Here is a 14,936-nt window from a genome sequence, read left to right on the forward strand (position 1 = left end):
ACCCATGGGGACCCCGGCGCCGGCCGCGCAGATCGCACAGGATGAGATCCTCACCGGCGAGGCCGTCGCGCTCGATGTCCAACCCGTCGGCTTCTTCATGCGGGCACTGGGCACCCTCATCGATGTCATCGCCTCGATCGCGCTCGTGATCTTGTTCATCATCGTGTTCGCGTGGATCGGCGGCAACGGCGTCGACCTGCTCTCCATCGGCACGATCGTGACGATTTCGACCATGGTGCTGATCACGATCGTCATCCCGACCGCCATCGAGACCGCGACCCGCGGACGCAGCCTCGGAAAGCTCGCCGTCGGCAGCCGGATCGTGCGCGCCGACGGCGGCGCGATCGGATTCCGCCATGCGTTCATCCGCGCGCTCGTCGGCGTGCTCGAGATCTGGTTCACGATGGGCGCGATCGCCGGCGTCGTCGGCGCGTTCACGCCGCGCGCCCAGCGACTCGGCGACCTGCTGGCCGGCACCTACGCCGAACGCACGCGCGCGCCGAAGCTGCCGTGGCCGGCGGGCGGCATCCCCCCGGCATTGACCGAGTGGGCACGCACCGCCGACGTCGCACGGCTGCCGGATCGGGTCGCTCGGCGCGCGGGGCAGTTCGTGCGCAGTGCCGACAAGCTGCTGCCGCACGCGCGCGCCCGGGCTGCGACGACGATCGCCGCCGAGGTGCGCCCCTTCGTCTCCCCCGTGCCCGAGGTCGACCCCGAGACGTTCCTGCGCGCCGTCGTCGCAGTACGCAGGGACCGCGAGTACGCCGCACTCGAGCTGCAGTCGCAGCGCGTGTCCGGACTGCTCGTCGGCGTGAGCGACACGCCGCGCGACTTTCCGCAGCGCTGACGGGCCGCACGCGCGTCAGCCGCGAGGGCGAGGTCTGCGACGACGTGTTCGGTGGCGGTTTCGGTGCGCGGCATCCGCCTCTTGTCCCACTCGGGGTCTGTCAGACGCGGAGCGTTTCGTGCCGCACGACGACCCACCCCTTGGGCACCGAGAGCCGATCGGTGTGCACGGCGCACAGGTCGTGCGCGTGCGGGTCGACGTTGCCGCCCAGTGGACCGACGGCGGCCATCTGGTCGCCGTAGTCGAAGGTGAGGGTGGTCACGGCTTCACGCGCGCAACCCACCTTGGAACACAGTCTCTCGAGCATCGGTGCCACGGTACCCGCCACGCGGTGCGCGCGGTCGTCGGCGCGCCGGGCGATGAACGGACGCGCCATAGGATGGGCACATGATCCGGCGCCGCTCCCGACCAGCCCGTCGCCCGACGCGGCACGGGCGTCACGGACGCGACGACCGCAGCCCCGTCGTGCGTCCCCCGCTGCCGCCGCTCGAGACCCGCGCCGACAAGTTCGACCTCGCGGTCGGGTCTGCGGCCGAGTTCCTGCGCTCGGCATGGCCGGAACTGCGTGAGGTGCGATTCGAAGTGGGCGCGATGCCCGCCGCACCGGATGACGACGGCATCCCCCGGTGGACGGTCGACACCGAGCAGAAGCGCATCGTGCTGTACCGACTGCCGATCGAGCGGCTCGCCCACCTGCACCGCAACGACGACCTGCACCGCCGCATGCAGATCGAGGGCTCCGTGTTCCGAGCCGCCGCGGAGTACCTGGACCGTGACCCGTGGGATCTGGGGCCGGAGCGGTTCCGCTACTTCTGAGCGCGGCTACTGCGGGTACACCCGCACCTCTGCCGCCGCCGCATCCGCCGGGACGACGGCGTAGCCGGCGAGCCTTCCGCCCGTGCTGTACTCGACCGCCGCACGGACACCACCACCGGACGTCGTGAGGCGGTAGACCTCTCCGCCGCGAACACGCAGCTGCACGGCTTGGCCGGCCGGGACCGTCACCGTGTCGACGTCACCAGTGCCCGCGTCCTCCGCGAGCTCGACCGCGACATCCGCGTCACCCGCGTTGTGCAGCACGAGCGACGGCGACGAGCCCGATGCCACGGCGACGAGGCTCGGCACCCCCACCTCGTCGGCGCTCGTGTACCAGGCGAAGTCCGAACCTGCTCCGAAGCCGGTCGTCTCCCAGACAGCACCGACCACCGGCACCGACGCGTCGATCTGCACTGTGTACGTGCCGACCGCGAGTCCGCCGAGTTCGAGCTCGAGCGGAACGCCCGCCGCAAGCGACACCTGCTGCGTGTCTGCCGGCTGCGTCTGCCCGACACCGGTCACCGTGACCGTCGCCTCACCGTCGTCGGACGGGGCGAGGACGCGCAAGAGTGTGGTGACATCGGTCGCGCCTTCTTCTCCGGGCGCTCGGGTGACGGTGACTGCAGGAATGACCTGCCGCTGCGTCGGCGTCGACGTGGCCCCGACGTGATCGACACCGCCCGGCACCAGTGTGCGGATGATGCTCGTCTGCAGGCTCGCGTGCACCGGAGCCCCGCTCGCGGTGACCCGGACGACGGGGGCTTCTTCGCCGATGCCGAGCGAAGCCAACGGCACGATGCGCTGCGAGCCCGCCGGGACGACGATGCCGGCGCCCGCGGCGGGCGCGTCCATGCCCGCGCCGCCGTAGACGGTGAGATCGACTTGCGCGGCGACCTCGCCTGGGTTCGACAGCATGATGAGATCTGCGGCGCCGACGGCGGCGCTGCCGCCCACCAGCCACGATTCCAGCCGCGGCGGCGCGCACGTGGAAGCGGCGAACCCGCTGAGGTCGTCGTCGGTGACCTGCGCCGAGCCTGCGGCGGCCAGATCCGTGCGCTCGCGGCCGTTCGGCGGCGCGATGAAGGTCTCGGGGCCCGTGCCGCTGCTGACGTCGGGGATGTCGAGGGTGCGCTCGTCGGGGACGGTCGCTCCCGCGGTGACGCCGACGGTCACTCGCTGCCGTGCCGCCTCGGACAGCGATCCCGCCTGCTGCGAGTCCCGCCCGGCCGCCAGCACCGGCCCTGTGCAGGCGAGTATCGAAGCAGACGGCACCGGCTGGGCCGACAGCGACAGCGGTTCGCGCTCGATCGCGTGCCACGGAACGAGCACGGCGGCTGCGACCGCTCCCGCGCACACCGCGACGAGTGCAAGGCGCACGGCGGCACGAGCACCCGTGCCGATCCAGGACGACGTCATGAGCGGCTCCGTTCCAGCCCGACGATGCGCGGCTTGCGGCGCGAGGCCGCCCGGCTCGCCGCGGTCGGGAGGGCGAGCAGCAGCGCGACGACGATGACGCCGAGCTGCACGACGGCGACCGTCCGAGCCGTGTCCGCGACGGAATCCGCGACCCGGCGCGGCGCGACCTCGTCTGAGACCCGCCACAGCACGCGGTTTCCGGTGTCGCCGACGTTGTCGAGGCGCTCCCGTTGATCGAGGGCGGTCTGGGCGCCCAGCCGCGTCGCCCTGGCCGCGTCGGATTCATCGGCGTCGATCGTTACCAGCACGAAACCGATGCCGTGTTCGGCCAGTTGCGTGATCGCGTCATCGGGCGATTCCGAGACGAGGTCCGCCGTCAGCCGGGCCAGGGTGATGTCGTCGGGGGTCGCCGCCGCGTGCGCCGAGAGCAGCGTCGTCTGTCCACCCAGCGCTTCGGTGCCGCTCCACACGACCGTCGCGCGGATCGACCCGTCTGCGAGCGGTGAGAGCACGAGGGTCCCTTCGCCGCGTCCGCCACCGGCTTCGGCCGCGACGTACGCCGGGAGCGTGCTGGTCGGCCCGTTCGTGAGCGCGGTCGCGCCGCGAACGGACGCTGTGAGCGACGGCACCGCGCATGCGACGAGCGCGGCGACCGCGACCGCACCTGCTGCGGCGCGAACCAGTCGCGGCACGGGCACGAGGTGCAGTGCGATGGCCGCAGCACCGACGAGCCCCGCCCATGCAAGGCTGAGCGCGGCTCCGGGCCAGATGCCGACGGCCGTCGAACCGGACGCCGCAACCGTGACGCCGGTCGTGATGAGCGCGGTCACCATGCCCACCACGGCGGTCAGCAGCAGCACCGCGACCGGGACGATGCGCCTGGTCTGCACAGCGGTCACTGCCAGCAGCAGCAGGGGTGCGACGAGCAGCGCCACCCACCAGGTCGAGGCGTTCGCCCCGAGCAGTGCGCTCCATCCGGCGGGGTCCACGGTGGGGAATCCTGCGGCCAGCAGGATGCGGTCGATCACTCCGTCGACCCGGCCCGAGAGCGCGGCGGCGACGCCGGGATCGGCGAGCAGCGCCCACGGATCGGCCTGGCGGATCCGGTGCCAGACGAGCGGCGAGAACGCGACGACGGTCGGCACGATGAGCCACAGCACGCGGGCTGTCCCTCGTCCGCGACGCACCGCGATCGTCAGGATCAGCGCGACCGTCCACAGCACGACGAGGGCCGGCGCGACCGACGGGGAGCAGGCGATGACGGCGAGCACGAGCAGCGATGCGATACCGGCTCCGCTCCACGTGCGATGCGCGACGGACGCCGTCAGCAGCAGCCATGGCAGGAGCAGATGCACGAGCACGCCCGTGGGGCGACCTTCGACGAGCGCCGACAGCAATGTGGGAGCGAGCGCCCACGCGATCGCCACGAACGCACGCAGCGTTGCACTCGACGTGACACGCGTCGCCGCGAACCAACCGCCGAGTGCGGCCAGCGGCAGGGCGAGCACCCAGAGCGCGACGAGGGCGCGAGACGGCTCGAACGGCCAGAGCGTGCCCAGCGCGGCCACAACACCGCTGAACGGGTCTGCCGGTCCCACGAGCTGCCAGCCGACCGGTCGGTTGCCGAAGGCGGCATCGGCCCAGAGTCCTGCGACGGTGGTGCGCAGGGGCGCCAGCGCACCACCCCCGAGCGCGGGCCATGCGAGCAGCGCAGGGAACGCGGCGACCGACAGCACGAGGAAGGCGAGCACCACCCAGGCACCGCCGCCGGTGAAGAAGTGCAGCTCGTCGCGACCGCCGCCGACGGCATGCTCGTCGTCGACGCCGAGCCGCTGCCCGAGTTGCGCCCGCGACATCCGCAGCGGCGCCAATTGCGCCCACGACGTCGTCCTGCTTCGCCGGATGCGACCGCGCGATCGGAGCACGGCGGCCGGGCGCAGCATCGCCGTGACGGCGGCGACCCAGTCAGGACCGATGCCGAGCGGTCGCTTGGCGACGAGGTCTGCGAGGGTTCGCCAGATCGCCAGCGGGAGGAGCGAGAGCCAGTGCAACGGCACCGCGGCCGCAGGCGCGTAGGCGAGCCGCCGGTGCAGCTGCGCGAGCCGTCGGACGTACGCGCGATGCACGCGCAGCCCCGACGCGCGCCCCGACGGGGGCGCGGCGACACCATCCCCTGCGACGGCGACGAGCGCCGTGGGGGCAAGGGCGACACGGCGGCCGGCAAGTCGTGCACGGATGCCGAGGTCGAGTCCTTCGTCGGCTCCCGCCAGCGCGGTGTCGAGCCCGCCGAGTTCCTGCCAGGCATCGGCTCGCACGAGAATGCCGCGCACGTCCGCGCCGAGGACGTCGTCGCGGCCGTCGTGCTGCCCCTGGTCGAGTTCGTCCTCGGCGAGCACGACGGTGCGTCCGAGCGCCGTCATCGTCACGCCGAGCGACACGATGCGGTCGGCGTGCGCCCAGCGGACGAGCTTCGGTGCGGCGAACGCCATCGACGGTGAGGTCTCGAGCGCACCGGCGAGTTTTGCGAGCGCGTCGGGCGCGGGCGCGGTGTCTTGGGCGAGCAGCCACACCGCATCGCCGCGGAGCCGGTGGCTGGCCATCGCGAGCGCCTGCGCGAACGTGGTCCCCCGCGAGGCCGCGATGATCCCCTCGGCTCCGCTCTCGTTCGCGATCCCGCGAAGCTCGGCGTCGTCGCCGCACAACACGACGGTCAGCGCGTCGACGGGTCGAGTCTGCGCTTGGAGCGCGCTCAGCGTGCGTCGCAGGTGCAGATCGACGGGGATTCGTCCGTCGGGGCGCACGACGAGGAGGGCATGGACGCGGGCGGGCATGGCTCCGTCAGCCTAAGCGGGGCCGCGTCACGACTCCGCAGGCCGCGCGCGATTCGCGCGGATCCGTCGCGATCAGACGGCGCGGCGCTTGATCTTGCGACGTTCGCGTTCGCTCAGGCCACCCCAGATGCCGAACCGCTCGTCGTTCTGCAGCGCGTACTCGAGGCACTCGCCTCGCACGTCGCACGACGAGCAGATGCGCTTGGCATCGCGGGTCGATCCGCCCTTCTCAGGGAAGAACGCCTCGGGATCGGTCTGCGCGCACAGCGCGTCGGACTGCCAGGCCAGTGCACTGTCGACATCGGTCTCGACCGGTCGGCGCACACCGGGAACGCCGAGGTTGATCGGGTCGACGAACCAATTGTCGGGAACGCCGGAACGGTAACCCGTCATGTCGATCCTCCCCCTGTATAGGCCCCACGCCGTTCGACGTGTACGGATAATTACACCCGTGTCATTCGCTCCGGTCAAGTCGCGAACTGTAAAGCCTCAAGTGGGGATTGAACCTTCACGACACGGCGCGGCGTGTCACGATCCCGTCACCGGCCGGGCTGCGCGATGAAGACCTCGCCGGTTCCAGAGACGGTGATCGTCGCCTCGGCCTCGTCCGCATAGACCGCTCCGCCTGCGGCGAGCGCGACGGCCGAGCCGCCTGCAGTCACCGTGACGCCACCGGTCGTCGAGACGGCGATCGCGGGACCGTTCAGGGCGACGTCGGTCGAGCCGCCCGATACCGCCACACGCCACAGCGCGAAGTCGGCGATTCCAGCGTCGAACACTGCGACACCGTCCGCGACGGGGCGTGCCGGCAGCACGGGCGGTGCCGAGGTGCTCGTGTCGACGATCGTCATGAGCTCGGCCACGTCGATGTGCTTGGGCGTGAGGCCGCCGCGCAGCACGTTGTCGCTGGCCGCCATCAGTTCGACGCCCAGGCCCTCCAGGTAGGCGTGGAGCACACCCGCGTCGACGAAGACGGCCTCACCTCGGCGCAGTTCGACGACGTTCATGAGCAAAGCGACCACGACTCCCGGGTCGCCCGGGTAGGCGTCTGCGATGCCGCGCAGGGCGGTCAGTTCGACGGCGAACGCTTCGTCGTCCGCGCCCCGCACCGCCTCGATCACGTCGTCGACCTCGGCCTGCGCACCGCCCGAGAGGAGCCACTGGATCGTGTCGCGCAGCGCGGCCGTCTCGTCCGCGCCGGAGAGTCGGTCAGCGAGCGCGCGCACACCGGCGGCGTCACCGAGCCCGTCCAGCAGCAGGCGCGTCTGCTCGAGCGGACGGAGTCCGGCGAGTGCGCGGAACACGTCGCTGACGGCGACGATGAGCTCGGGCTTGTGGTTGTCGTCGCGGTAGGTGCGCTCTCCCGCATCCCGCGGGATCCCGGCGGCTTCCTCCCGGGCGAATCCTTCGATCGCCTGGGCACGCGAAGGGTGCGCCTGGATCGACAGCGGCGATCCAGCGGCCAGCAACTTCAGCAAGAAGGACAGGCGAGGCGCCTCGGCATCCGCGCGCACAGCATCGAGGGTGCGGCCGGAGCCGTCTCCGACCAGCGCGGGGCATCCCGGGTGGTCGCCGAACCAGACCTCCGCCTCGGGCCGCCCGTCGGGGGTCCGCCCCTCAAGGTCGGCGAGCAGCGTTGTGGAGCCCCAGGCGTAATCACGGGGCCGATTGGAGATCGTCACGAGCACGCCCTCAGCCTAGACGCCCGCGCGATAGCCTTCTGTGGAGATGACGGTCCACACCAGCCACCCGGTCGCGGCGCCCCCCGCGGCGCCGGTTCGTGAGAAGACGGGGCATCTGCTGCTGCGCGGCTGGTGCATCTTCGTGCTGGCCGGCGGGCTCGCCGGGACGAGCTGGCTGATGGCTTTCGGCCCCGAAGTCACCGCAGGTGTGCTGGTCGGGTCTGCGCTCGTCTCAGCGGTGCTGTGGCTGACGCTGCGTCCAGCGGTGCAACTGCGCCGCCTGCCCTGGATCGCACTGCTCTATGTCGCCTGGGCGGTCGCATCCCTCATCTGGACCGCGTGGCCGGCCGCGACCGCGACCACGCTGCTCCTCCTCCTCGTCACCACGGGGCAGGCCATGTTCGTGGGAGCCGTGTTGACCTGGCGCGAACTGGTGCGGGCGATGGCCTCGGCGCTGAAGTGGATCCTCGCGCTGTCCGTCCTGTTCGAACTGTGGATCTCGCTGCTGTGGGGCGGGCCGATCCTTCCGCAGTTCGTCCGCCCCGACGGACCGGTCGACGACCCGATCGTGCTGTGGTCGCGCGACAACCTCTTCGACGGCGGTCGCATCCAGGGCCTGTTCGGCAACTCCAATGCACTCGCGTATGTCGCACTCCTCGGCATCATCGTCTTCAGCATCCGCATCGCCTCGCGTGCGCCGCGGCGCACACTGCTGGTGCTGTGGACGGCGCTCTCGCTCTACCTGTTCGTGCGAGCGGGCTCCGCCACGGCGTTCCTCGCCGCCGGCCTGGCGGCGGTCGTGCTGGTGACCGCGTTGCTCATGCGCCGCACAACCCGTCCCGGCGAGCGCACCCGGTATTACGTGGCGTACGCACTCGTCGCGGTGGGCGGGCTCACCGCGCTGTGGATGCTGCGCGATCACGTCTTCTCGCTCCTCGGGCGCTCCTCCGACCTCACCGGCCGCGAAGCGATCTGGAGCGCGGTGTGGGAGCGGATCGCCCAACGCCCCGTTCTGGGCTGGGGCTTCTCGACGCCCTGGGTCCCCTCCGACCCGGGCTTCGACCGGTGGATCGTCGACCACGGCGAGACGGTCATGCAGGCGCACAACATGTGGCTCGATGTGCTGTTCCAGCTCGGCGTCATCGGTCTGGTCCTGATGGCGCTCGCCTACCTCGCGTTCCTGTGGCGCTCCTGGTTCTTCGCCGTCGACCGCCCTCGTTGGGATCTCGTCGACGACCGCCCCTACTCCCCCATCACCTTGCTGCCGACCCTGACCGCCGCCGTCCTGGTGGTGCAGGGGCTCGCCGAGTCGGGTCCGCTGCTGAACTGGGGGTGGATGTTCGTCGTCCTCCTCGCGTTCAAGATCAAACAAGCCCCGTTGCTGGGTCGCGGCCCGTCCGAACAGCGGTTGGCCGGCGAGCAGGGCGAGCGGCTGACCGAGCGATGAGCGCCGGCTCGGCTCTGCGAACCGCGCTGCGGGTCCTGCGCTCGAGCGAGGTCGCCTCGGCGTTCGCGGTGGCGACCATCGGCGCCCTGTTCGCGACCCACCTGCTGCGTCAGTTGATGGGCGACGCGGGCTACGGCGCCATCATCGTGGGCCTGTGCACCCTCGGCGGCGCGATCCTCGTGGCCCGTCGGCGCGAGTGGCGCTGGTATGAGCTCATGCCCACGACGCTCGCCCTGCTGCTGCTGTGGCTGCTCGTGACGACCCTGTGGTCGAGGTCGGTCGGCGCCAGCCTCAGCGGTTGGCTGCAACTGGGGGCGCCGACGTTCCTCGCGATCGTGGTGGCGCAGTTCCGCGACACCCTGCAGACGGTGCGTGCGACCGGCGACGTGCTGCGCGTCCTGCTCACCGGATCGCTGCTGATCGAGCTGCTCAGCGGCATCCTGCTCGACCTGCCGATCCCGTTCCTCGGCGTCGCGGGCAACCTCGCCGAAGGCGGCCCGATCCAGGGCCTGTTCGGCACCCGCACGCAACTGGGGCTGGTCGCGGTGCTCGCGCTCATCACGTTCCTCGTCGAGTGGCGCACCCGTTCCGTGCCCCGGGAGCTGTCGCTGTATTCGGTTGCGATCGCCGTCGCCTGCGCCGTCTTCACGGCATCGCCGATCGTGCTCATGATGGGCGTCGTCGCGGCATTCGCAACACTCGTGCTTGTCGCCGTGCGCCGCACCGCGGCCCCCGCTCGGCGTTCACTGCAGGTGGGCATCGCCGCGGTCGTCGTCATGGCCGGCGTGCTCGTGTACGTCTTCCGCCGCCCGCTCGTGTACTGGCTCAACGCCGAGCCCGACTTCTTCACGCGGTCACGGCTGTGGAACGAAATCCTCGACCTGAGCGAGACCCGCCCCGTCCAGGGGTGGGGCTGGGTGGGCACGTGGCCCGACGGGGTCATGCCGTACAACTATCTGCGGTTCCTGGTCGGTCACGACCATGCCTCGGCGCTGAACGCCTGGATGGACATGCTGCTGCAGGCGGGCGGCGCCGGCGTCGTGCTGCTGGCCGCTTTCGCCGGTCTCGCGCTGGCGAGGGCATGGATGACGGCATCCGAACGCCGCTCCACCGTGTACACCTGGTCGGCGCTGGTCGTGATCTGCCTACTCGCCGACTCGGTCGTCACGAGTTCGCTGCTGGGCGGCTACGGGTGGTTCCTGCTCGTGGTGTGCGCGACTCGGGCGTCACTGGTGAAGGGCTGGCGCAGCGGCATCGACGCAGCGTCGTCACCGCCTTCGGGCACAGGAACGCCGAAGCCGCTCCGCTAGAATCGCACGCTGTGACAGTTCCGCCCGAGCGGCGCTCACCCCGGCGAAAGGCCTTCGTGCCGAGCATCCGCGATCGACTGCGCGCGGGCACGCGTGCCCGCCGAACGCTGATCGCCCCCGGTGGCAGCGAGCCCGCCCCCACCCGTGCGACGGGGGCGATGACGGCACGACTCGTCGTCGCCGCGTTCGCGCGCTGGTCGCTGGCGGTTGCATACGCGCCGCTGAAGCTGCTGCCCACGCGCCGCAAAGTCGTCATGATCAGCAGGGAGCACCCCGAGATCCCCGAGGACTTCGCGGCGCTGCGCGACGCGATCATCCGAAGCGATGCAAGCATCGAGGTGGTCATCTTGGTGCGAATGGTGCCCCCCGGCATCATCGCCAAGGTCGGCTACATCCTGCACATGTTCGCGCAGCTCTACCATGCGGCCACATCGCGAGTGATGGTCGTGGACACGTACGCGATCATCGCAAGCGTGCTCCGACACAAGCGCGACCTCACCATCGTCCAGATCTGGCACGCGCTGGGCGCGTTCAAGAAGTTCGGGCTGAGCATCCTCGATCAATCGGAAGGGCGCGACGGTCGCCTCGCCTCAGCGATGCGGATGCATCAGGGCTACGACATCGTCCTCGCCAGCGGCGAACCTGCTCGCGCTCCCTTCGCGGAGGCGCTCGGCACCCCCGAGGACCGGGTCGTCATCGCGCCGCTCCCCCGCGTGGACCGTCTGCGCGACCCTGCCGAGGCCGAACGAGTCCGGGCTCGCGTGTTCGCCGCGCATCCGCACCTGCGGGGGCAACGCGTCGCGGTGTTCGCGCCCACTTTCCGGCTCGACGGCAGTGTCGGCGCTGACGCTGACGCGCTCGTCACCGCGCTGGCCGAGCATGGCGTGCACACCGTGGTGAAGCTGCACCCACTGATGGCATCCGACTTCGGGCCAGGCATCGACATCGCTCCGGGATTCTCGACGCAGGAGATGTTGCAGGTCGCGGACCTGTTCATCACCGACTACTCGTCCGCGCTCTTCGAAGCCGCGGTCCTCGGCGTGCCGACCTACTTCCTCGCTCCAGACCTCGATGCGTTCCTCGCGTCGCGGGACTTCTATCTCGACTACCGAAACGACCTTCCCGGCCCCATCGCCGAATCCGTCACCGCCCTCGCCGAGGCGGTCGCGACCGGCCAGGCGACACCGGAGCGGTCCGCGGCGTTCGCCCGCCGATGGGTGCAGGTTCCCGGAAATCCTCCTCCGTCCGCGGGGAGCACCCCGTGCGCCGATCGGATCGCGCGACTGGTGCTCGAGGCCGTGGAATCACGGTCGATTACACTGACCGAGGCATGAGAAGAACAATCGGTGTCGTCGGTCTGATGACGAATGAGAACGTCGGCGATTACCTTCTCGTCGAGGCCTCGAAGTACCTGCTGCGAACGTGCGACCCCGACATCGCCGTCGTAGATATCGACGTCGACCCACACACGCCCGCTGTCCGTACCGGGATGCGACGGTTGAACTTCCGCGCTGCGGCAGTCATGAAGGCGTTCCAGCGGCCGATCCTGTCGGTCGTGCGCAGCCCACGCTTCGCCTATCACTATCACTCCATGTATTGGCGGACGAAGCTCGGCTGGTACTTCAAGGAGCGCGTGAGCGGTCTCGACGCGCTCATCTTCACCGGTGGCGGCTTCATCAAATACAAGACGCAGGGGTTGAACTACATCGACGAGCTGATCCTGAAGGCCGCTCACCGTCAGGGCATCCCCGTCATGATGAACGCGGTCGGCGTCGAGGGGTACAGCGAGACCGACATCCGGTGCCAGCGCCTGAAGCGGGCGCTCAACACCGACAACGTGAAAGTCATCACGACCCGTGACGACCTCGACACGCTCGACGCGCACTACATCACGAATCCGAACATCGAGACCGAACGGGTGGGCGACCCGGTGTTCTGGCTGGACGAGATGGACATGGTCGACCGGCACACGCGCGAACGCGCCGAGCCAAGGCGCCGGCGCATCGGCATCAACCTCCTGAACCCCCAGAACTTCTCGGTGTACGGCGGCGACCTGTCTCCCGACGCGGTCGTCAACTTCTACCGGAACCTCATCGCGGAGCTCCAGCGGCTCGATGCCGACTTCACGCTGTTCTCGAACGGCATGACCGTCGACCAGACGTTTGGACGCTCACTCGTCTCGTCGATGAATCTGCGGAGCGAGCAACTGGTCGACAGACCGACGACCTCGACGGAGTTCGTCAACCTCGTCGCGAGCTTCGACATCATCCTCAGCGCGCGTATGCATGCGGGAATCACGGCCTACGCACTGGAGGTGCCCGTCATCGGGCTGATCTGGGGCGAGAAGCTGCGGTTCCTCACGTCGATCACAGGACTGCGGGACCGCTACTTCAACGAGGACGAGCTCGATTTCGTGAAGATCGCCCGAATGCTGGTGGACAACGACATGCCGCGCCCAGACGCCGCACGGCGCGGCGAGCTGCGAGAGCGCACGCGTCGACAGCTCGCGAGATTCGTCGACACCGTGCCCCGGAGGTCGTCATGATCGACAAGTTGATCGAGGGAAGGCTCCTCACGCTGCTGGTCGGCAGTGTGTTCCGTCTGGTCGAGATCGTCGTGCGAGCGATACACCTGGGCGTCCGCGGAGTGCGGATCTTCGTGCAGGAGAATCTCACGGCGCGCGCGGATGCCCGACTCTCCGTCGTCGGCAAGCGTCTGGTGGCCCGACGCACCCGGAGAGACCCCGCCTCCATCGTGCTGCTCTCACGCGACGGAGAGTACGGCGGCGACGTCAAATACATCGCGGAGGAACTCCTCCGACGCCGGTCGCCGTACCGGATCACCTGGGCGCTGCGCGAGCGGTCCGTCGGCCCGTTCCCACGCGCGTTCTCATTCGTGCGGCTCGGCACCGCGGCGTCCGTCCGTGCCATCGCGAGTGCCAACGTGGTCGTCCAGGACGGCGACTGGCTGCAACGTCATCACATCGCCCGATCGGACGGCCAGCACTGGCTCACCGCCGACGGCGAGCGGGTCGAGCACGCAGGAACGTCCGATTCCGTCCCGCCCGCCGCGCGTGGCCACGCCCGCAACGACGTGCTCGTGTCGACAACGCCACAGGATGCGCCGGCCGTGCGCAAGAAGGTGACCGACCGGCTCGGCATCGCCGACGCTGAGCAGCGATTCCTGCTGTTCGCCCCTAGCTCCGACCGCGGATTACGAGAGGCGCAGTTCAGCGGCATCGACTTCGCTTCGATCCGTGCCGCCCTCGCACGGACCTTCGGCGGCGAATGGGAGATCCTGATCCGCACAGACGCGGTCGACAAGGCGCACGCCGACCTGCTCCTGGCCGGGCTGCCGTCTTTCTGTCATGACGCGACGTTCCATCCTGACTTGCAGGAGCTGCTCGTCGTCTCGGACGCCGGAATGACCGACCGGGCGGAGTGGATCGCGGACTACCTGCTGACCCGGAGGCCGGCCTTTCTGTTCGACCCGCGGCAGCGTGAGCTGCCCGCCGCGGTGGCTGCCACGCCACTGGCCGTGTCGACATCCAACCGCGAGCTGGTCGACCGGATCGAGCAGTTCGACGCACCGGCCTACGACCGGGCGATCGCAGCGTATCTTCGGGCCTATGGCGAACCGGAAGACGGCGCGGTTGCGGCTCACATCGTCGATCGGATCGACGCACTGATGGGTGTCCGGTAACAGCCACACGTTGCTGGGCGCACAATGGTGATCGCAGCCGCCGTCGCCGTGCGGCGGAGGATGTCAGTCGACGAGGGTGACCAGGTCGTCGTTGGTGATCGTTCCGTCGGCGCCGATGGTCGATGTGTCCACGAACACCTCGATGCCTTCGCCTCCGGTGTCGACCTCGCCGATCTTCCCGAACGGTTGGGACACGTCACCGTCTTCGTTGAGCAGCCAGAACTCGAGCACACCGGAGTCGTCGACGTAGGCGTTGAAGTTCCAGCCCTTCACGCTGCTCGTCTCGTCGGCCATGACGCATTCGTTCCAGCCTGCGGGGATGTGCGTGCAGATAGTGAGGGTGCCGCCGCCGATTGCCCCGTTGGTCTTCAGATGGATGCCGATCAGGGTGAGCGGGTCCAGCACGGACGCATCCACGATTTCGGGGTCAAGGATCAGTCGGTCCGGGTCTTGAACTTCAGGTTCGGGGTCGACGATCCCGAGGTAGTCGCGGACATCGTCTGGGGCGACAAGCGGGAGCCCCGCCAGCAGTTCGTCGCTCTCGGGCCCGAGCTCGGCCTCCAGCGGTATCCGAAGTGTCTCGTCGCCACACCATCCCGGGAAGAAGACCTCCCCGTCCGCGGTCTCGATCAGCACGAAGTAGACCGTTCCCGGAGTCCAGTACTCCGGATCGGCCATCGCGAGCCAGACCTTCGCGTCGTTCTCGAACCCCCATTCGATCCCAGGCCAGGACGAGGAGTGCAAGCGCACCGACGCCGTACCACCGGACAAGGTCTGCACCTCCACATCGATCATGTCGATCTTGGGGGGTTGGTCAGGATCGAGGCCGGTCGCGGCCACCCACTCGGTGATTCCGGCGACGACCTCAAGTGGCGGGAAGGTTTC

13 protein-coding genes are annotated in these 14,936 nt (G+C 69.7%); 7 read left to right on the plus strand and 6 right to left on the minus strand.

Annotation, left to right across the window (positions count from 1 at the left end; genetic code table 11):
* Positions 1 to 4 precede the first annotated feature (4 nt).
* On the plus strand, positions 5 to 847 hold the full coding sequence (locus AC3ENX_RS03170) for an RDD family protein (protein WP_434810408.1): 843 nt from the start codon (positions 5 to 7) through the stop codon (positions 845 to 847).
* A 100-nt stretch (positions 848 to 947) separates the two neighbouring features.
* Here AC3ENX_RS03170 and AC3ENX_RS03175 read toward each other — a convergent pair whose 3' ends face one another.
* Complete coding sequence (locus tag AC3ENX_RS03175; protein WP_434810409.1) at positions 948 to 1,154, minus strand: DUF3499 family protein; 207 nt, start codon at positions 1,152 to 1,154, stop codon at positions 948 to 950.
* A gap of 80 nt (positions 1,155 to 1,234) precedes the next feature.
* Here AC3ENX_RS03175 and AC3ENX_RS03180 point away from each other — a divergent pair, with 80 nt between their 5' ends.
* Positions 1,235 to 1,663: a metallopeptidase family protein gene (locus AC3ENX_RS03180; RefSeq protein ID WP_434810410.1), complete on the plus strand. Its 429-nt coding sequence runs from the start codon at positions 1,235 to 1,237 to the stop codon at positions 1,661 to 1,663.
* Positions 1,664 to 1,669: 6 nt separating this feature from the next.
* On the opposite strand, the gene AC3ENX_RS03185 is transcribed toward AC3ENX_RS03180, so the two are convergent.
* From AC3ENX_RS03185 to manA, 4 genes are all read right to left on the minus strand, one after another.
* On the minus strand, positions 1,670 to 3,079 hold the full coding sequence (locus AC3ENX_RS03185; protein WP_434810411.1) for a DUF5719 family protein: 1,410 nt from the start codon (positions 3,077 to 3,079) through the stop codon (positions 1,670 to 1,672).
* Positions 3,076 to 5,910 carry a glycosyltransferase gene (locus AC3ENX_RS03190; RefSeq protein WP_434810412.1) on the minus strand — a complete coding sequence of 945 codons (2,835 nt, stop codon included), beginning with the start codon at positions 5,908 to 5,910 and terminating at the stop codon, positions 3,076 to 3,078. Before AC3ENX_RS03190 ends, AC3ENX_RS03185 begins: the two co-directional genes overlap by 4 nt.
* Positions 5,911 to 5,982: 72 nt before the next feature.
* Positions 5,983 to 6,303 carry a WhiB family transcriptional regulator gene (locus AC3ENX_RS03195; protein WP_434810413.1) on the minus strand — a complete coding sequence of 107 codons (321 nt, stop codon included), beginning with the start codon at positions 6,301 to 6,303 and terminating at the stop codon, positions 5,983 to 5,985.
* Positions 6,304 to 6,449: 146 nt separating this feature from the next.
* Positions 6,450 to 7,598 (minus strand): mannose-6-phosphate isomerase, class I, encoded by a 1,149-nt coding sequence (gene manA, locus AC3ENX_RS03200; RefSeq protein WP_434810414.1) that lies wholly within the window; start codon positions 7,596 to 7,598, stop codon positions 6,450 to 6,452.
* A 40-nt stretch (positions 7,599 to 7,638) separates the two neighbouring features.
* Here manA and AC3ENX_RS03205 point away from each other — a divergent pair, with 40 nt between their 5' ends.
* Genes AC3ENX_RS03205 through AC3ENX_RS03225 form a run of 5 tightly spaced genes read left to right on the plus strand, consistent with a single transcriptional unit; the run spans position 7,639 to position 14,051 of the window.
* Positions 7,639 to 9,039 carry an O-antigen ligase family protein gene (locus tag AC3ENX_RS03205; protein WP_434810415.1) on the plus strand — a complete coding sequence of 467 codons (1,401 nt, stop codon included), beginning with the start codon at positions 7,639 to 7,641 and terminating at the stop codon, positions 9,037 to 9,039.
* Positions 9,036 to 10,349: an O-antigen ligase family protein gene (locus tag AC3ENX_RS03210; RefSeq protein WP_434810416.1), complete on the plus strand. Its 1,314-nt coding sequence runs from the start codon at positions 9,036 to 9,038 to the stop codon at positions 10,347 to 10,349. Before AC3ENX_RS03205 ends, AC3ENX_RS03210 begins: the two co-directional genes overlap by 4 nt.
* A gap of 11 nt (positions 10,350 to 10,360) precedes the next feature.
* Positions 10,361 to 11,683 carry a CDP-glycerol glycerophosphotransferase family protein gene (locus AC3ENX_RS03215; RefSeq protein ID WP_434810417.1) on the plus strand — a complete coding sequence of 441 codons (1,323 nt, stop codon included), beginning with the start codon at positions 10,361 to 10,363 and terminating at the stop codon, positions 11,681 to 11,683.
* On the plus strand, positions 11,680 to 12,894 hold the full coding sequence (locus tag AC3ENX_RS03220) for a polysaccharide pyruvyl transferase family protein (RefSeq protein ID WP_434810418.1): 1,215 nt from the start codon (positions 11,680 to 11,682) through the stop codon (positions 12,892 to 12,894). Before AC3ENX_RS03215 ends, AC3ENX_RS03220 begins: the two co-directional genes overlap by 4 nt.
* Complete coding sequence (locus tag AC3ENX_RS03225; RefSeq protein WP_434810419.1) at positions 12,891 to 14,051, plus strand: CDP-glycerol glycerophosphotransferase family protein; 1,161 nt, start codon at positions 12,891 to 12,893, stop codon at positions 14,049 to 14,051. Before AC3ENX_RS03220 ends, AC3ENX_RS03225 begins: the two co-directional genes overlap by 4 nt.
* Before the next feature lie 63 nt (positions 14,052 to 14,114).
* Here the strand turns inward: AC3ENX_RS03225 and AC3ENX_RS03230 are convergent, their stop codons facing one another.
* Positions 14,115 to 14,846, minus strand: a complete 732-nt coding sequence (locus tag AC3ENX_RS03230; RefSeq protein ID WP_434810420.1) for a hypothetical protein — start codon at positions 14,844 to 14,846, stop codon at positions 14,115 to 14,117.
* Positions 14,847 to 14,936: the final 90 nt, after the last annotated feature.

The organism is Microbacterium sp. bgisy189 (genome assembly GCF_057707225.1).